The sequence below is a fragment of the Micromonospora lacuserhaii genome, assembly GCF_036902735.1.
GTDB lineage: Bacteria > Actinomycetota > Actinomycetes > Mycobacteriales > Micromonosporaceae > Micromonospora.
Genome location: NZ_JBAKHO010000006.1, coordinates 1 through 17,249, shown reverse-complemented (window position 1 = coordinate 17,249; position 17,249 = coordinate 1). Strand labels below are relative to the sequence as shown.

General features: G+C 63.8%; 12 protein-coding genes and 2 pseudogenes. 6 read left to right on the top strand and 8 right to left on the bottom strand.

The genetic code is table 11. The features are described 5' to 3' along the window. Positions 1-7 precede the first annotated feature (7 nt). Together V6U81_RS05810 and V6U81_RS05805 are read right to left on the bottom strand one after the other, a co-directional pair. Positions 8-316 carry a spread protein gene (locus V6U81_RS05810; protein ID WP_334485231.1) on the bottom strand — a complete coding sequence of 103 codons (309 nt, stop codon included), beginning with the start codon at positions 314-316 and terminating at the stop codon, positions 8-10. Then, a pseudogene (locus V6U81_RS05805) lies at positions 313-1,251 on the bottom strand (type IV secretory system conjugative DNA transfer family protein); the annotation flags it as partial. The gene V6U81_RS05810 and the pseudogene V6U81_RS05805, both read right to left, overlap by 4 nt. Here V6U81_RS05805 and V6U81_RS05800 point away from each other — a divergent pair. After that, the gene (locus tag V6U81_RS05800) at positions 1,241-1,789 is read left to right on the top strand and encodes a kinase (protein ID WP_334485229.1); all 549 of its coding nucleotides are present in this window, start codon (positions 1,241-1,243) and stop codon (positions 1,787-1,789) included. The pseudogene V6U81_RS05805 and the gene V6U81_RS05800 sit on opposite strands and share 11 nt — an antisense overlap. On the opposite strand, the gene V6U81_RS05795 is transcribed toward V6U81_RS05800, so the two are convergent. Both V6U81_RS05795 and V6U81_RS05790 read right to left on the bottom strand, forming a co-directional pair. After that, positions 1,747-2,526, bottom strand: a complete 780-nt coding sequence (locus V6U81_RS05795) for an HAD family hydrolase (protein WP_334485541.1) — start codon at positions 2,524-2,526, stop codon at positions 1,747-1,749. The genes V6U81_RS05800 and V6U81_RS05795 overlap by 43 nt on opposite strands. Positions 2,527-2,624: 98 nt before the next feature. Then, positions 2,625-2,927 (bottom strand): hypothetical protein, encoded by a 303-nt coding sequence (locus tag V6U81_RS05790; protein WP_334485227.1) that lies wholly within the window; start codon positions 2,925-2,927, stop codon positions 2,625-2,627. A 672-nt stretch (positions 2,928-3,599) separates the two neighbouring features. Here V6U81_RS05790 and V6U81_RS05785 point away from each other — a divergent pair. The 3 genes from V6U81_RS05785 (at position 3,600) to V6U81_RS05775 (ending at position 6,595) form a co-directional block, all read left to right on the top strand. After that, positions 3,600-4,031 (top strand): FxLYD domain-containing protein, encoded by a 432-nt coding sequence (locus V6U81_RS05785; RefSeq protein WP_334485225.1) that lies wholly within the window; start codon positions 3,600-3,602, stop codon positions 4,029-4,031. A 1,135-nt stretch (positions 4,032-5,166) separates the two neighbouring features. Next, positions 5,167-5,643, top strand: coding sequence for a hypothetical protein (locus V6U81_RS05780; protein ID WP_334485223.1), 477 nt, complete (start codon positions 5,167-5,169; stop codon positions 5,641-5,643). 190 nt (positions 5,644-5,833) lie between these two features. After that, positions 5,834-6,595, top strand: coding sequence for a hypothetical protein (locus V6U81_RS05775; protein ID WP_334485221.1), 762 nt, complete (start codon positions 5,834-5,836; stop codon positions 6,593-6,595). On the opposite strand, the gene V6U81_RS05770 is transcribed toward V6U81_RS05775, so the two are convergent. From V6U81_RS05770 to V6U81_RS05760, 3 genes are all read right to left on the bottom strand, one after another. Further along, positions 6,582-7,718, bottom strand: a complete 1,137-nt coding sequence (locus V6U81_RS05770) for a hypothetical protein (RefSeq protein ID WP_334485219.1) — start codon at positions 7,716-7,718, stop codon at positions 6,582-6,584. The genes V6U81_RS05775 and V6U81_RS05770 overlap by 14 nt on opposite strands. Before the next feature lie 459 nt (positions 7,719-8,177). Beyond that, positions 8,178-10,169 carry a DUF4209 domain-containing protein gene (locus tag V6U81_RS05765; RefSeq protein WP_420883979.1) on the bottom strand — a complete coding sequence of 664 codons (1,992 nt, stop codon included), beginning with the start codon at positions 10,167-10,169 and terminating at the stop codon, positions 8,178-8,180. Between the two features lie 425 nt (positions 10,170-10,594). Beyond that, positions 10,595-11,893 carry a hypothetical protein gene (locus V6U81_RS05760; protein WP_334485215.1) on the bottom strand — a complete coding sequence of 433 codons (1,299 nt, stop codon included), beginning with the start codon at positions 11,891-11,893 and terminating at the stop codon, positions 10,595-10,597. Between the two features lie 507 nt (positions 11,894-12,400). Here V6U81_RS05760 and V6U81_RS05755 point away from each other — a divergent pair. Then, the gene (locus V6U81_RS05755) at positions 12,401-13,696 is read left to right on the top strand and encodes an HNH endonuclease signature motif containing protein (protein ID WP_334485213.1); all 1,296 of its coding nucleotides are present in this window, start codon (positions 12,401-12,403) and stop codon (positions 13,694-13,696) included. 162 nt (positions 13,697-13,858) lie between these two features. Beyond that, a complete protein-coding gene (locus tag V6U81_RS05750) occupies positions 13,859-14,701 on the top strand; it encodes a CBS domain-containing protein (protein WP_334485211.1) in 843 nt (280 codons plus the stop codon). A gap of 1,581 nt (positions 14,702-16,282) precedes the next feature. On the opposite strand, the pseudogene V6U81_RS05745 reads toward V6U81_RS05750, so the two are convergent. After that, positions 16,283-17,249: pseudogene (locus tag V6U81_RS05745) on the bottom strand (tyrosine-type recombinase/integrase); the annotation flags it as partial.

The following is a 17,249-nucleotide window of genomic DNA, read 5'->3' as shown; positions in this document are numbered from 1 at the left end:
GGGGAGGTCAGCGGTGGGTGGGGGTGATGTGCACGCGGATCCACTCCGGCGGCTCGCCAGTCGAGGCGACCGCTTCGGACAGGCAGCGCCACAGCGCCCACGCCTCGTTCGGGGTGAGGTACATGCGGCGCCGTCCGGACCCGACGGCCACGTAGAGGTCGGCGTCCGGGGTGACGCGGACCGTGACCGGCACCGAGGCTTTGTCGACGTGCGGGGCGCGCAGCCGGTAGAAGCGGCGCGGCTCCTGCACCGGGTCGGGTTCGTCGGCGTAGGGCATCCGGGCCGGCGTGCCCTCGGGCAGCTCGTTGGCGGTCATCGGGGGTCGCCTCCGTTCGTAGGTGCGTCGAGGTCCAGGGCGTTGAGCAGCGACGGCGGCAGCAGCGGCGCGGCCTGCCGGGGCGGGGTCGGCCGGTAGGTGTGCCGACCGTTGCCGTTGGTGCGAGCCGGCTTCACCGGGACCGAGGGCTTGACCGGTTCGGGCTGAACCTCGGGCGGAGCGGCGAAGGTGGCGGCCATCTCGCGGATCAGGTCGTCATCGATGTAGGAGAAGCGGACGCGGGCCGGTTCCGGCTGGCCGTCGAGCAGGACGTAGGCGACGCCCTTGGCCGACAGCGGGATGTGGTCGGCCAGGGCACCGCGGTCGCGGGCACCGTCGCCTAGGAGCAGGTCGACGTGGCCACGTTCGGTCAGCCCGAGGGCGATACGGGTCGGGAAGTAGTCCCGGACCGTCACGACTTCCTTGCGCGGGTCCTGCGTGGCGGCCACGACCAGGACGCCGAGGCCGGCGCCCTGCGACAGCAGCACACCCAGGCTCTGGGTGATGCGGTTGCGGATCTCGCTGTCGGGCAGGAATGCCAGCAGCGTGGCCAGCTCGTCAATCACGATGACGATCAACGGCTCATCCACAGTTGGGCTGTGCACCCGGACCTTCCCGCGCAGCACCCGTTGCCGGGCACGCATCCGGGTCACGGCGTCGTCGAGCATGTCGGCCATGCGCGACCAGTCGTCATCGACGTAGCGGGAGAACAGCGGACCGCCGATGGCCAGCTCCATCCCGCCCTTCGGGTCGATCGCCCACACTCGCACCAGGCCCGAGCGGATGCCAGCAGCGAGGGCGCGCAGCAGGGACCAGATGACCGAGCCCTTGCCCATCCGCGTCGCCCCACCGATCAGGACATGGGTCGCGAGCAGCCGCAGGCAGTAGACGGCCAGGTCCTCGCGCAGCCCGAGCGGCAGAGCGGTGAAGTCCGGGCTCTACGGGCCACCCGCCGCTGGTAAGGACACCATCACCAGCGCCCTGCACGAGCTCGATGCCCGGTACACGCTGTACCCGCGCCTGAAGGTGGGGCCGGGCCGCACCGCCGGCTACCGGATGGCCGATGAGGCGACCGTCAACGCGCTACGAGCGAACGACGAGATTGTCTGGGAGAACCACAGGTATGACGCGCTCTACGTGGTTGACAGGCCGTCGCTCCTGCAAGGACTGACGACGGGGATGCCTGTCGTACACCTTGGGCAGCGGCCGGCTGTCGACGCTGTCACCGCGGCCGTTTCGGCCGCCCGCTGGTTCGTGGTCTACCTGTGGTGCCCAAGGGGGGTTGCGAAGCAGCGAATCATCTCGCGAGGCACCGGCGATACCGACGCCAGGCTTCGTGCCTGGGATGCCACTGAACCGCTACCCGACAGTGACCTGACTCTGAACACCGCTGACGTTTCCCCGCGTGCCGCAGCCGAGCAGATCCACCGTCACGTCCTGGCCGACGAGCGGGCGGCAGTTCCCCAGGCCTGACGTAACAAGGCGAGCAGCCCGTGACCGTCCTCGATCCTCGCGTCCGGTTCGACGTGGGGGAGGGCGGATTCGCGATCGGTACGAGGTGACCGCATCAGGATCGCCGCACCGGCACCCGCCCGACGAGCGCAGACGATGTCACGTTTGAGGCTGTCTCCGACGAACCAGCAGTCCCCGATCGGGACTCCAAGGCAGCGGGCGGCCATGTGCGCCAGCTCCGGGTTCGGCTTTCGCGGCCCCGCCTCGTCGCTGTAGAACTCGGCTGCGAGCAGCCCGGAGAGCCCTGCCGCGGCGAGGTAGTCCCGGTGCGCGGCGCCGGAGAGCGTGTTGCTGACCACCGCCATTGGTAGTCCCGCGTCGGCGGCGGCGTGTAACGCCTCCGGGATGCCGGGACGTACGGCCCATTGCTGTCGCCAGGTCCAGGCGTACGCCAGCGGGGTTGCTTCCCGCTCGACGGCATCGCGGGCCTCCTGAGGCCAGGACCGGGTCACGAAATCTGCCCACACCTGAGCGTGCGACAGCTCGACGGGTTGAGCCGCCTTGCCAACGTCGTCGCGCCAGAGGGCATACGCACGCGCACCCTCGCCGATGTCCCGAGCGATCTGCTCGCGGGACACCGCTCCGTCTACGAGTTGGGACACTCGCTGCACCAGCTCCGGCGGGGCCGGCGGTTGCGGTGGCGCGTCGACCAGGACGCCACCGAAGTCCAGCAGAAGCGCGCGAGGCGGACGAAGCATGCCCGCATCCTCTCGCAGCGGCAGAAGGAAGAGGAGGGAATCCCAGGGCAAAGCGACTCATGCCAGGTTGGGCGAAGCCACACGTGGTGCGGCTCCCATCAGTCCGATCGTCGTGACGGACTTCTGGCCCAACGTGCGATGAGCCGCACGAACAGCAGGGTCATCACGGCCATCGCAGGAAGGGTCAGCAACACCCACCGGCCGCCGAGCAGGTTGCCGGTTCCGAGCAGGGCAACCGCTACGCCCTCCCATAGCACTTCACGTCCGCTGAACGGCTGTCCAGGCAGTAAGCGTCGGCGCTGGCGCCGTTCCTCGCGTCGTAGCCGCACTCCCATGAGCATGAACAGCAGGCCCAGCGCGATGCAGGGCCAACCAGCTATCCAGGTGAGCGCTTGCGGCATGAGAACTCCTACCGGTCGTCTCATTCGGTGAAGGCGATGTGCCCGGTGAAGTCAGCTGGCAATCCCCTTCGTCCTGGCAACCGCTACTTCTAGCGGCGGACCTGGTGCTGATCCGGGCCGGCTGCCGTACTAGCCGGTCGGACGCTCGGGCCGGTCTCCGTTGCGCCGTTGCCGACGTTGGAAGGTGTCGGGCGGTGGTGTGTCGTGCTGCTCTTGGCTCGCGCGGACCTGTCGGTGATCTCTTGCCGAATCGGCTTCGCGCTCGCGCGAAAGCGTCCGATACGGAGGGGGGTGGGGTGATCACGTTTCCTGCGTGATCACCAGACCCTCGCTGTCCCGGCCGAAACTCCGCCCTCCGGCGACCCCCAGGGGTCGGGCGACCCCCACGCGGGTGTCCTTGGTCAACCAGGACGGACACATCTACCTGCCCAGTCGCGCTGATAGAGCTGCACCCGGCCGTCGCTATCTAGCTACTCAAAGTACGGTGCTCGAATGACCCACGGTCCCTTGGATCCGTCGCAGCCGCCGACTCAGCCAGTGCAGCCGATGAGCCCATACCCGCCGCCGCAGTACACCCCCACTTCCGGCGGCCCGCCGGTATACCCGCCGAGTGGGCCGCCTCAGTACGGTCCAACGACCGGCGGGCCGCCGCCGTACCCACCAGCCGGGCCGATGCCCTTCTATCCCGCGCCTGTCCCGCCGAAGAGGAAGAGTTTCTGGTCTTCCACGGGCGGGATCCTGACCATCGTCTTCGGCTCGCTCGCACTGGTGGTCGTGTTCGTGCTGTGCACGCCCTTGGTCTTGGTCGCGGTGATCGGGGACAGGGGGGACAGGGCCGCCGTCTCCAAGATGGAGGTTCGGGTCACCTCGTGCGAGGTGTTCGGCTCGGTCGCGAAGGTTGGGTTCTCCGTGAAGAACATCGGGGACCAGACTCGCAGCGCCACCCTCAAGATTGAGTATCGGGACTCGGCTGGCGCCCGTCTGGACACGACAACGTCGTACGTGCGAAACGTGGCGCCGGGAGACACGGTGCGCGGCGAAGAGTCGACCATTTTGGATGTCCCGACGACGTCCGGAAGCTGCAAGATCGTCGAGGTGAGCTGACCCCAACGATCGTGCTGACCCGGCAGGCCGCGCAGCCCCCCGTCGTCTTGTAAGTGGCGGGGGCTCCGCGCGGCGCGTTGTCCTCGGTGTCGAACTCCCAGCGGAGCACCTTGCCTGTCTCGGAGTCGCCAGCCCTGGCGACGACGTACCACCGGACCTCGCGGGCGAGCCACACGTCACGCCGGGTCAGCCGACCCAGCTGTTATTCCACCAGCGCGTCACCAGCTCCTTGCCCACGCGATGATCGTACAAGCGTTCTAAGCCGGCAGTGGCGGATGGCGTGAAAGGGGAGGCGAGCCCGAGCGGACAGGCCGGGGAGCGAACCGCGCGGGGCCGATGAAGGAGAAGGGTGGCAGCGCGGCCACGAGCGGAGCCGACGAGGCAGCCAGCGTCACGCGCGGATGAGCCACAGCGATCCTCGGAGGCGACACCGGACGGCGATGGCCGGGGTGGAGTTGTGCTCGTGCCGGCTTGGTCGACTCGGAGCGCTTCCGGTGATCTGTTGCCGAATTGGCCTGTACTAGATCAAGGCCGCTCCGCGCGGCGCGGGCCGGGGCGCGGCAACCGGCTCCTGCGGAGCCGCCGCCCCGGCGCCCACGGGCGCCGGGGCGGAAAGTCAGCCGGCCCGAACCCCACGCCCCGCCCCGCGCGTCACCCCTGGGTCAGTGAGGTGACCCGGTGACGAGTCCCGGAGATGACCGGGACCAGGACGACAACGTCTCCCTGCCGGTCTTATCCAGGCTCGTGACGTCTCACTGCGGACTGGTCTGCGGTCTCGGGGTGAGTTGCCGAACGGAATCCGTCGGCCGCTCACGGGTCCGAGGTGGGGAAGGGGGAAGGTGAGGGAGAGGAGCGGGGGGGGTTGGGGTTAGGGCTGCCTCCGGCGGGGGCCAGACGACTCCAGGATGGAGTTGCCGAACGGTTCCGGCCGTGGGTGGTTGAGGTGGGATGCCATCCCGCCAGCCACCGACCCAGGCAAGCCGAGCAGACCAGGGCCAGGGCGACAAGGTCGTACGTCCCGTAGGGCGCTCCACCTTGTCACCCTGGCCCTGGCCCGCTCCACGGAGTGTGGGTCGGCGGCAGACGGGATGGCAGGGGCGCGAGCGCTGGCAAGCCAGGACTACCGTGCTCACGTATGGACTGGAGTCAGATCGGAGCCGGCCTCATCGGTGCCATCGGTGCCATCGTGCTCAAGGGCATTGTCGACTGGTTGAGAGAAGGCCGGCGGCAGAAGCATGAGCGCGATATGCGACTGCTCGACCGGAAGATTCAGGCGTCGGCCGACTTTATGGGGGCGGCGGAGCGCCTCTGGCGGGCAGAGTCGGGGCGCCTGACTGCCGCCGACAGCCTTGACAACAGCCGCAGTCAAGGAGACACCGTCTACCAGCAGTATCTCGCAAAGTACAACGCGGCTGTTGAGGCCACGAAGTCCCCCTGGGCGGACGGCCACACCGCACTCTCAACGGTCCGGCTGCTGATGCCTGAGGCGACGTCGGAGTGTGACGCGTACTTCGAGGCATGCAAGAACGTGGACTTCCCAGACAAAACAAGAGATTCGCGTGACGCCGCTCGTAGCGAGGCGGAAAAGTCCCTCCGGGCAGCCCTTAGATAAGGCTCGCCGCACAGTAGCGATCTATAGAAACCGATCGAGCGCGGAGGGCAAGCTACGCCGGCAGGCTGGTCGAGCAGGTCAGCGGCTCTGACCGACGCCAGCCGAAAGGCGCGTGGTCTTTCAAAGGCGGGTGGCTCACTTGAGATTAGGATACAGGGCTTCCCCTGACCAATGACTTGAGGGAATGAGGATGATGTCGCTCAGTCCGTCTCAGCAGAGCTTATTGGCAGTGCTTGTTCCGTTGGCATCCTCATTACTTACGGCAATCGTTGCAGTGGCGGCAGTTGTGGCAAGTCGAAAGTCGTCCCGCGATACGGTTGAAAAGGATTTGAGGCTGAGCTTATGGGAGAAGCGGAACGAGATCTACATCGAGCTGCTCGTCAGGCTTGACAAGCAGGACCCATCAACCCGCCCTGCCGCCGCCGGGATGCGAGACAAGGCCCTGTCCGGAGAAGTCGTCTCCATTCTCCGACAGGACCCGCATTCGAAAGACTGGAAGAACTTCGAGGCAAAACTCCGTGCGTATGCGTCAAAAGACGTGTGGACGCTCTATTCGATATGGTTAGCCACTCTAGGCACTTGGACCTTTTTGCGTAGTGCTTGTCTAACTCATATCATGGGCGACCGGGAGAAGTTCGACAGCTTCTCGAAGCGAGAGGACAAAACCCGTGATGCGATCCTGCAGATATCCAGAAAGATAACTCATTATGTGAGGGCTGAACTGCGATTTGAGCGTGTGAAGCCGGTCAAAGCGCGATACAAGCCAGGGCCGCTGGGAGGGATCGAGGATGTTTGGGTCGCTGCCACCGGCACTGAGGAGGACTTCACCTACCAGGAACCACCTTTCGTGATAAATATGCGAAAAGAGGGGCCGGGTTGGTCGTTCAGGTACGCCCTACCTCCCGGCGCCACATTCGCTGACTGGATTGGTGGTAGTCCTACCGCTTCGTAGGCCGGGTTATCGGTTGCGGATACCAGGTCTCACAGACGAAGGGTGAGGGGGAAAGCGAGGGTGTCGCGTCTACCTCGACTGTACGAGTCACAGTGAACTTCGCAGGCACGGAAGGGCCTGTACAAGCCTGTCGCTCTTCCTCCATGCTTCTTCTGCTGCTATTCATGGCCCAAGCCACGCCAATGCTGCCAATCAAGATTCCAGCAACAAGTGTACCGGCGAGGCGCTTTAGTCGTGGCTTGCTCTGGGCGGTCGACCTGACTGCGGGTCTTGCTGGTTGAGGGCTAAGGGGGCGGGTTGGTTGAGGAGAGCGTTGGAATGGCGCTGGACGTTCGGTGAAGGCTGCACGATATTCCTCTGCCCGAGGGAACTCCTGTGCGATTTCACGCAGCGCCCCGACGTTCGGGATTTCGGCTGTTGCCTGCCTTAAGTCACCAACCGCCGTCTCCAGTCGGCTGGTAACGTCAAAGTTGGCAAAGTGTTCGAACGCCTCGGCTGCGGCTAGAAGTGTATTGCCGGATACGGTTTCCGCAAAAAGCCCAAGCTGTTGTGCTGAGTATGATAAATCAGGCACTGTCTCGGCAAAGTAGGCTAGAAGTTGTGCTGAGTGATGAAGCTCGCTGTCCGGGGAGGGCAGACGCTCCACCGCTTCACGAAGAAGTTCTGCGGCTCCGTGCGCAATTTGGCCAGCGTCCTCTAGCCTGTCCACTGTCTGGCTGAGTTCATGCATGGTCTGCTTGAATGAATCGAGTAGCAATCCGGGCAGCTTCTCACTGATCGGCCCCGTACGTTCTAGAAAGCGGAGGGCCTCAGCATCGAAGTCCTTCTCGCGATCCTTCTTCCATTCACGCAACAACCTGGACGGGTAGTGCGCCCAAGTCGTACGGTTGTCAATGATCTTGTGGTGTTCGCCGCATAGGACCAAGAGGTTCGAGAAGGCCTCGGTGTTGGAGCACGGTTCGCCGCCGCGGGGGCCGTCGGGTTCAGCCGCTACGATGTGGGCAATCTCGCCGACGAAGATGGGCTGACCTCGTTCGATGACGAGCACCCGAACGGTGCAACCAGGTGTGTAGCAATGACCCCGGCTCATCCCGAACAGGGCACGCTTGATCCGTTCTGACACGCTGCCGCGGTGTCCAGCCATGGCGATCAGAGTAGGTCTAGGGTCCGACAGCGGTCTCAAGGATCGGAGGCTGGATGTACAGCCTTTTGTACAGCCAACCCCGCCGACGGCCATGATCCCGGGATCGACGGTAGGCGACACGGCGGGCAGGTCAGCGACAGTAACGGGCAGTCTTGATCTTTGCAAGGCAGTGCCCGCGAGGCAGCGAGCTACTGGGCGGCACAGCGTCGTCCCGTTATCGCGTTCCCGCTATGGTCCCGCGGAGGCTCGTGGAACGCCGGACCAGGCTGGACTCCGCTGGACACAACGAGAACGGCCCCGGTGTGCGCTTCCGCAGCTCACGGGGCCGTCTCTGCACCTGGTGGCGGGTAGAGAATTCGCACCTCTGTAGCTTTCGCGACGGATTTACAGGGAACCGGTGTTCCCGCCATTGTTTCCGTAGCACGAGTAGTGGTTGCCTCAGCTACTCTCGTCCCCCGACCGCTGAGCACCTGCATCCTCCACCTCACCGGAGACGCCCGGGGCTCTTTCGTCTGTCCGCTCCTCCTGAACTTGCTCACTACGCCGGTCAGAGTCCAAGTCTTTGCTCCCCCCTGACATCACTCCTTGCGCTCGCATCTGGAACACCGAGTGAGCGACGATACGGAGGCACAGCCACCAAGCGTATACCGAGCTATGGCTCCAGGCCTCCGCGTCGGTTGCAAGGCCATGAGCCAAATTGTTCCGGAGGTTCGGACCCTGTTGCTCGCAAAGCAGGGCGCGTAGCTCAAGGGCTAGGCCAGGCCCGAGAAAATGAATCGCCTCGGGCATCCTCAGAAGCGCCGATAGCCCCTTCTCAGTCTCCACCCCCATTTCATCAACAAGTAACGTATAGACACCGTTCCGCTTCAACCCCTGACGCACCAATTGTTCAAGCTGAGGGACTAGAACAAAGGCGGCTGAAGCAAAATCGCCATTAAGGCCGTGCCATAGGCCTAGAGTCCACAGTGCCTCCTGTCTTGCAGGAACGAATGGACACTCTTGACATATTTCCAGAAGATTGGACCTACTGTATCGGTGCTCCATAGTGATCATTGCGTGCGCGGGCAAGATTCGGCCTTGACTTGCGACCTGGGCCCGGATATCCAACTCTCGCATTACCTCGGACCATATCGCCGGCTCCACCGCATCCGGATCCGTAACTACTTGGCTGCCAGATGACTCGTCGACAGGTGAACTTCCGGCGTTGGAGGCAACCTTACGGCCATCGTGCGCGAAAGTAGAGCTACTGAAGATCCGCGCAATGCTGCCACGGACCCGCTCCGTAGCCGAGACAAAAACTTGCTCAGGATCAACGATCGAGTGGATGCTGCCGAGGCGCGCAAGGGCTTCAAGCGGTTCGGCACCCCGGACGGCCGCACGTGCACTCTCGATGTAGTCCGTGAGATCGACGCTCTCACCCTCGATCGCGACCATCTCGTCAAGGGAGTTTAGGCGGTTCTCCTCCAACAACTTACGCAACTCGGCCAGTCGAGTATCAAGACCTGCGGCCGTCCGATACTTATTGGGCAGGGAGATAAGCGTGGCTACCGCCTTCTCAAAGAAGTGGCTGGCAACCATGGCACTGGGCGACTCACCGGAGAGTCGCTGCTTCGCCTCTGCAGCATAGGCTTCCGCCACCGCAGCTTGGCACTGGTTGGCGGCTTCCGCATCAGCGATGCGCTTATACCAACTAGCAGCTTGCCGGTTGAGCGCTCGCGCCAAACGCTGGTTTCCATTACCTGCGGCGTCTCCAGCTAAAGACTGGCAGTGGTCTGCTATCGAACGCATATCGTTGGGATTCAGGACGCGTATGCCAAGAAGGAGAGCCGAAATTTGTACGGTCAGGAACGAGTCATTAACGCTTGCGGCTAGGATTTGCGTCTTGAGCGCCTCGCTCATTTCCTCGACGCGTCGATGCTCTGCCTTTCCTCTCCGTAGCCCTAACTCCAAAGCGCGCCGCCAGGACTCCTCGCCGCCGTGATACCACGACGATGCCTCCAGCGGACTCTCGCGATACGCATCGATGGCTGTAGTCAGCAGAGCGCCGTCTCTGCGATCACCATAAGTCCAGGCGATGTCGGCCACGCGCGCACGGAGCCCCGCATGCTCTACGAGGGGCGCCAAGCTTGCGAGTACGCCCAACTGCTTAGCCGTTAGATCCGATGGCATGGCCGAACGGTGAGTACGGGTCTGAATCACAGGAGCGAAAGGATCGATCCAATTGTCGGGCACCAGCATAGGCGAAGTTGCGATTGCCAGCGCATCGAGGACCAGCCGCTTGAACTCCCCGACTTCGACCTCCCGCGCCGCTGCTTGAAAGCGGAACGACATCGAGCTGACGCTAGAGTCGTCGCTGGCCTCTACTACGGAGTCCCACCAGCTAGGGTCAATCAGCTCTGGCGAGGAGGTTGGACTGTCGGATTCGGCCATGACTTACCAATCGTCTCAGGATTCCACTGCCGGAACGGCATTTCACGTTAGCAAGTCCGTCTTGGTGCTGGCATCCTCAATTTGAGTGGCCAGGCTATCGACCGTCCAGGCACGCATGCCAGCTGCACGAACCGGCCCTGTCGACAGAAGCTAGGCAGGACGAGCGACGACCTGGTCCATGACGGCGGTTCAGCTCGCTCGACTCCGCGATCGTCATGTCGTACCGCCGTCGCGTTTTCGACCGTTGCTCCCGCCGACACCGCTCGCTGCCAGCTCCGCCGTCACACGATCGGATGCCTACAGCGGGTGCACAACAGCGGTACAGCAACGAAGTACAGCAACCGATCGAGCCGCAAGGGCTACCACGCGACGGCCAGGAGTCAACCGACGCTGGGGGCAGCCGCAGGAGATCGCATCGCCCGGAGCTACGGACCAGATGGCTCACGGATGATTGCAGCCAGCGGTGGATGACCTAGGCGGCGAAGGGCCATGTCTAGCCAAGAGGCTTCCTCGCTGTACCACAGGCCAGGTTCGAGCCCGGTTCCGGCTGGGAGCACGAGGTGGGCTTGCCGGGTGGGCATCACGAAGGCGAGGCGCTGCCGTCGCCCGGGGAGTATCCGACGGAGTGCTGCCGGACCGTGCGCGAGTTGCTGTCGACTGGCTTGGGTCTGGGGCGGTTGGCCTAAGAGCCTTCCCACGTCTTGCCAGGCGGTCTCGCCAGCGGCACCGCTCGCGGCGTATCCGAATCCCCCCGAGAGGATGACGCCGCGGACGTGGGGCGCGTCGGCCAGCGCGACACCGATGTTCAGGGATAGATCATGTAGACGTTGAGCAAGCGGGCGAACGCTCCAGTCGGTGAGGCGGAACAGGGTTCCGACGTCATCAATGCGCAGCCAGGCAGGCGGGCCGCCCGAGGTTTGCTTGATTTTGCTGGCTAGCCGGGTCGCCACGCGCAACCACGCGTCGTTTGCCAGGGCCGGGCCGGTCAGGATTGGTCCGGAGGGTCGCTCGCCCTTTGCGAAGACCTGCACGGAGCCTTCGCCGGCCCGCACGGTGCGCTGCTTTCCATCCTCGCCCGTAGCGAGGGCCGCGGCGGCAATGTTCAGGATCCACTGTTCGGTCTCTGCCTCACTCAGCACCTCGTCAAGCTGGGCGATGGTCTCGACCTCGTGCCGTAGCTCCAGCACCTGGAGAGTCCGCCGTAGGCGGTCCGTCCAGTCTTCGGTTGACCGAAAGTCACGGTCGAAGCCGATGATCGTTATCTCGATCAAGTAGTTCAAGCCGTTTCGGCTCAGCCACAAATCAGGCTTCCGGCCGGAGGGGAGCTGCTGCTCGTAACTGACCTTCCAGCCGTCCATGACGGCGAAAGCTGCGACCTCAAGCCCGAGCAGCAGATGCTGAAACTCGCGGAGGGCGCTCTCTCTGTTGGATCGGATCTCACCCGCTTGGGCGAGCAGCGCTTCGGCGCCCTCTTGCTGTTTGACTAGAGCGACTCGCGCCGCGAACTCCAGCACTCGCACGACCGCACGTGGATTGGTCAGGGGGTACCAGTCCAGATGCAGCAGTGGGATGGTCTGGTTTCTGGCCGCGCTGTCAGCCAGCCATGACTCACCGAAGAGGCCTCGCAGCTCGTCAACAGCCCACGGCAGCACGGGTTGCCCGAGAGCGGTTACTGCCGCCTTATCGATAGGTCCGGCCCACTCCTCCCAGGTGAAGTTGCGCAATGTCCGTCCTAGGGGCTCGTTGACGCTGGCGATGCTCGGCCATAGTAGGACGTCGCTGTGCGACCTGCGTTCCAACCGACTGACGGCACTGACCTTTGGCGCAAAGGCAGCACGGAGGCATCGAAACCGGCGGCAGTCGCTGACGATGCCCGGCGCTGATCAGCCTGATGGCCACGCCCCGCAGCACCGGACGACAACGGCCGACAAGTGATGGTGCCCCATGCCCGCGTTCGGGACGAAGAGGCCGGCGGGCTCGGGCCGGCACCGAGCGAACCCGGAGGAGGACCCAGCAGTACAGCAACGGAGTGCAGCAACCGAGCAAGCTGCACGAGCTACCACGCGACGACCAGGGGCTGTCCTAGGTCCGGCGCGGCCATGAGAGATCGCATCGCCCAGAGCTACGGATCAGAAGGTCATGTAGGCGTGGGCACACCGTGTCCCTGCCGCCGGAGATCCTCGGCCGAACGCATCTTGTCTTCGCTGGCGGGAGTCGATAGACCAGATGTCGTGGCGGAAGCGAAGCTAGGGCAGCAGGCGAACTACTGGTGGGTCAACCAGGGCCAGACCTATCAGCAGGAGCGCAAGGCCGGGATCCTCTGGGCGCCCAAGGTGCAGAAGAATGGCATCCAGCCTCTGCACTGGCAGTCGATGCTTGCCGTTGGGCCAGGGGACGTGATCCTCCACTACGCGAAGGGCGTTCGGGCGCTCAGCGTGGTCGCTGCCGCGGCGGTCGATGCCCACAGGCCGGGTGACCTGCCGGAAGACGTGTGGGACCGCGACGGACGGATGGTCCGAGCTACCTACAGCGAAGCCGCGAACGCAGTTACGTTGGACGAGCTGCCGTTGGATGAGCGACTTAAGGAGCCGCAGGCTGGGCCTTTCGATCGTGCGGGCAAGGTCAAGCAGGGCTATCTCTTCTCCGTGAGCAAGACGTTCGGGGAGATGTTCGCGGCCGCCTTCGGGGACAGGTTTCCAGCGCTGGGCGTTGCCTCCGGCAGCTATGTGCCGAGCGAAGCGCGGATGGAGGCGGTCGAGTTGCTCCGTGCGCTCATTGGCGTGCCTCTGCTCACCGTGAAGGGTCAGACGAACAGAATCCTCGCGGTGCAACCGCCAAACGTCATCGTCGCCACGGAGTCTTCGCCTGCCGGGCAGCCGGTACCGATCGCTTGGGTCGAGAACGCGCTGCAGATCCTGCGGGAACATGGTTCAGTCACCGTCCACCCTGACCAGATTGGCTACCGAAGCGCCTTCATCGGAGCCGTCCTACTCCAGTTGCCCTACGCACAGGCGACCGGCAGTCCTCCCGTCGTCAGCTTCCGGGCCGGTAGCGGGGCTGAGTCAGACGCCGGCCCACAACCGCCGACCGACAAGGTCGCAACGGATCCCTTCACAGGCGGCCTTGAAAGGCCGTTCGCGGGAACCCAGCGAGGAGAGCAACCAGCTCTGCGCCGCCGTCTGCTCGGCTCGATGTCCGAAGCTGACTGCGCGATCTGCGGCGAGACCTACCCGGCACGCTTTCTGTGGGCAGCGCACATCAAGCCGCGGTCGGTCTGCACGGACACGGAACGCCGAGACTTGACACACGTGGGGATGCTCGCCTGCGTCTTCGGTTGCGACGCGCTCTTCGAGGCTGGCTACATCAGCATCAATGAGAACGGGCACATCGTCACGAGCGCTTCCGAGCCAGAGTACAAGGCCATCGCGAACAAGCTAGCCGACCTCGAAGGACGACCCGTCAGCGCTCACACGAAGGCGAGCGCCGCTTACTTCGCCTGGCACCACTCGAACATATTCCGCGACTGATGTATGTGATCAACTGGCGAAAGCTCAGTGTAATAAGCGCCACAGGAGCGAGGAAAGCGTAGGGTTCGTGAAATTGGATCGTGTAGAAGTGGTCGCCCTTGTCGGCGTAGCCGTTGCGGTTAAAATCGCGGCATCGGTGCGAGGCGTTGTGACGTGCTTTCAGTGGGCTTCCTGAGGACTCCGGTGAACCTAGGTAGCGCGAGTTCCTCCGTCGCGATTCGAGACGAACTGGAACAATCCAGGTTCCTTCGCGTCAGTCAACTCGTTCCCGATGACCAAGATATTGTTACCGTGATGGCTGGAACGCCTGTTCGGGAAGCCCTTGGCCTAATGCGGTCGCGCCGCTTCGACCAGCTGCCCGTGATGACGACGGACGGGCGCGTAGTCGGCGCGTTTACCTATAGGTCTTTCTCCGCGAATCTGCGCAACATTAGGCCCCAGGACGATCCACTGGGTGCCACAGTGGACGATCTAGTCGAAGATCTTAACTTCGTTCGCCCGGCTGATGAGCTGAGCGCCACCCTTACCTTTATCGAACGGGACAATGCCGTTCTGGTTGGCGATGAGGACAGATTGCTAGCGATCGTGACGACCGCGGATGTCAGCCGTTTCCTCTGGCGTCGTACGCGGCCCTACGTACTCCTGGAAAGCATCGAGCTAGCGGTTCGAGATCTGATGCACACTTCCTGCTCTGCAGAGGAATTGCGGTCGGCGGTGGCAGCTGCTCTAAAACTCGAAGAGGGCGGGCAGGATGTGGGGCTAGAGGACCTGACATTAAGTGAGTTACTCACGGTTCTGCTTAACGGCAACAGCTTCGGTAGGTTCTTTAGGCTACGCTTCGGCAACAACCGGCAGCTGGTAAGCACCACTCTGGCGCCCGTTCGAGAGATTAGAAACAAGGTATTTCACTTCCGCGGTGATCTGTCCGAGCAGGAGATCCAATGTCTGCACGACGTGTCTGTCTGGCTTAGGCGCAAGGTCTTGATCAGAGGCGGTGGGCGATGAAGCCGTTAGCTGAGTATCAGCAGGCGTTGCTCGACCGCCTCACGGATCCGGCACGGCCGAGGGCAGGAGTTGTCGCCTCAGTCGCTGGCGGCGGGGTCCGGAGAGTGATCGAGTCGTACCTGGACGACGTTTCATCTAATGGGGCTCTCACACTTGTTGTTTGTCCTACAAGGGGCCTCGTTGAACAATGGGCCGACCGTCTGAAAGCGCGGGAGCGCACGGCTGTAACGGTCCTTGATTCCACGGAGGCAGCTTTTCGTCTGTTGGAGGGGTCACCTGAGCAGACTGGCCAGGTCCTGCTGACGACGTATCATAGGGCTATTCACGGCCCCGGCAGTCTCGCCCTATCTGAACTAAATTTTGAGCTGATCGTGCACGACCATCCCTTGCGAGACATCCCGGAGCGGGTTTATTCGCTGAACTCCCGCGCCCGATACTTAATCGCGCTCGTCGATCAGCAGTCAATGGGCTTCTGGTCGGACTGGCCCCTCCTCGCTAATATCGCTTCGGAAGACATAGCTCGCGAACTAGGTCACCCGATCCTGGTTGACGTCCAGTACCGATCGAGCGTTGAAGAGCGCATGCTGCGAAATGAAATAATCCGCTTGTTGCAGGAGTATGCATCCCGCCGTGAGCTCCCGCTCGCGCTGAGTAGCGACAGCCGTCCCGCACTTCACGCCAGCCTAATGAACCTCGCCGCCGCCGGGTCCGATTTGGATGGTGCCCAAAACAAGGGCGGAGCGGACGTCTCGGACCTTTCGCAGAGAGCATGGACGCTGCTAGATCGAATCGAGAACTCTCCGGACCCTGACCCACGCTTGCATGCCCTCGATTCCGTGCTTGATCGCCAGTTGGCAGATGGCGCGCGTTGCTTTGTCTTGGCGTCCAGGATTGACGACACCAGGTACATCGCGGACCACCTTGCAAACACAGGCAGAGCCCCGCGCGGGGTACTCACCGTGGCAATACCCGCGGCTGAACGGCGCTCAATCTTGGAATCGCTCGAACCCGGACAGTCTGTCGTCGCGTCGTACGGGGTGTGCGAGCTCCTGGACGTGTGGCCCCCTAATTCTGTAGTGATCTCCTGGCCATCACCTGGCAACCTTCGCCTTCGTGGGGTGCTCGCGACGATAGACGAGGCTTCCGGAGTGAGGTTCTTTCAACTGAAGGAGTCAAAGAGCTTGCCCCACGAAGGTGCATCGTGAACGGATGCGATGTAGGCGGAAGGCGGGCGGGGGGTGGGGCCGCGCTGGTGCTGAGGGCCGGCACTGGCCTGCTCGCGGTGCGAGTACCGTCGTCAGTCAGGCCCGGTCGAGGCCCAGTGCGGTTAGGCCGCGACGTCAGCGAGAAGTCAGCGAAAGGTTCGGCGTCATGCGTCACTTATCGACATTCGACCGTGGCCGGGCGTACGTGACGGCACTACGTGGCGTTGCTTGAACCGGGCTAGCATACGAGATTGACGTTCACACCGAAGAGGTCACTGGTTCGGTCCCAGTATCGCCCACGCAGGTCAAAGGCCACTTCCCGGCTTCGGGAGGTGGCCTTTCTGCTGTCGTACGGCAGCTAAGTACAGCAGTTCCGTCAGCGGCCGAGTGAGTCACCGAGGCGTTTGAGGGCATCTCTGGGTCGCCTTCGTCGATACCTGCGTGTAGATCTCCATCGTTACCGAGAATCTGGCGTGCCGGAGCACCTGCATGGCGACTCTCGGGTGGACGTCCAGGTCGGCCAAGAGCGTGGCGCAGGTCCGCCTGGCGTCGTGGACGGTAATCGGCGTGACCTTCGCCTTCTCGCATCTCGTCTGCCAGGAGCGTTGGAAGTTGCGCGGCTCGATGGGCGTGCCATAGCGGGTGGTGAATACGAGGTCGGTTTCGTGCCACGCCTTGCCGGCGGCTGCTCGGGCCTCGCCCCGCTGTTCCTGCCTGAGCTTGAGGGCGGTCAGGCAGATGTCGGGCAGGGGGAGGGTGGCGTCGGACGCCTGGGTCTTAGTGTCGCGGTGCAGGAGCTGCCCGCGCACGCGTTGCAGTTGGCGGCCGACGGTCAGCTCTCCGGCGTCGCGGTCGACGTCCTCCCAGGTGAGGCCGAGTGCCTCGCCCTTGCGTAGGCCGGTGACGAGGACCAGGGCGTAGGCGGCGTAGAGCGGGTCCTCGTCGGCCCGGGCCGATTCGAGGAACTTGCGGGCCTCGTCGCCCGACCATGACTTGCCCCGCCGGCGGCGAACGGTGGCGAGGGTGACCGCGACGGCCGGATTCTTGGTGATGAGGTCTTCGGCCTGGGCGTGGGTGAGGGCGGCCCGCAGCGCGGCCCGGATGTCGCTGACCGTCCGCGTCGATGGGACGGCCTGGCAGCAGCGGCCTACGGCGCAGCAGCGGCGCTTGTCCTTGGGTCGGGCGGCGTCCTTGCCCTGTGCGCAGCACTGGCAGGTGCGGGCCACCTGGTTGATCCAGGTCTGCACGTCCCGTGACTGGAGCCGGTCGAGCCGCTTCGTCCCGAGGCCGGGGGTGATGTAGCGGCGGACGAACGTCTCGTAGGTGGCGTAGGTCAACGGTGC

Bases quoted from the DNA above. Each gene is read 5' to 3' on its own strand.
- V6U81_RS05775 (WP_334485221.1), top strand. From the start codon at position 5,834: ATGATGTCGCTCAGTCCGTCTCAGCAGAGCTTATTGGCAGTGCTTGTT.
- V6U81_RS05780 (WP_334485223.1), top strand. From the start codon at position 5,167: ATGGACTGGAGTCAGATCGGAGCCGGCCTCATCGGTGCCATCGGTGCC.
- V6U81_RS05765 (WP_420883979.1), bottom strand. From the start codon at position 10,169: ATGGCCGAATCCGACAGTCCAACCTCCTCGCCAGAGCTGATTGACCCT.
- V6U81_RS05795 (WP_334485541.1), bottom strand. From the start codon at position 2,526: ATGCTTCGTCCGCCTCGCGCGCTTCTGCTGGACTTCGGTGGCGTCCTG.
- V6U81_RS05790 (WP_334485227.1), bottom strand. From the start codon at position 2,927: ATGCCGCAAGCGCTCACCTGGATAGCTGGTTGGCCCTGCATCGCGCTG.
- V6U81_RS05785 (WP_334485225.1), top strand. From the start codon at position 3,600: ATGCCCTTCTATCCCGCGCCTGTCCCGCCGAAGAGGAAGAGTTTCTGG.
- V6U81_RS05810 (WP_334485231.1), bottom strand. From the start codon at position 316: ATGACCGCCAACGAGCTGCCCGAGGGCACGCCGGCCCGGATGCCCTAC.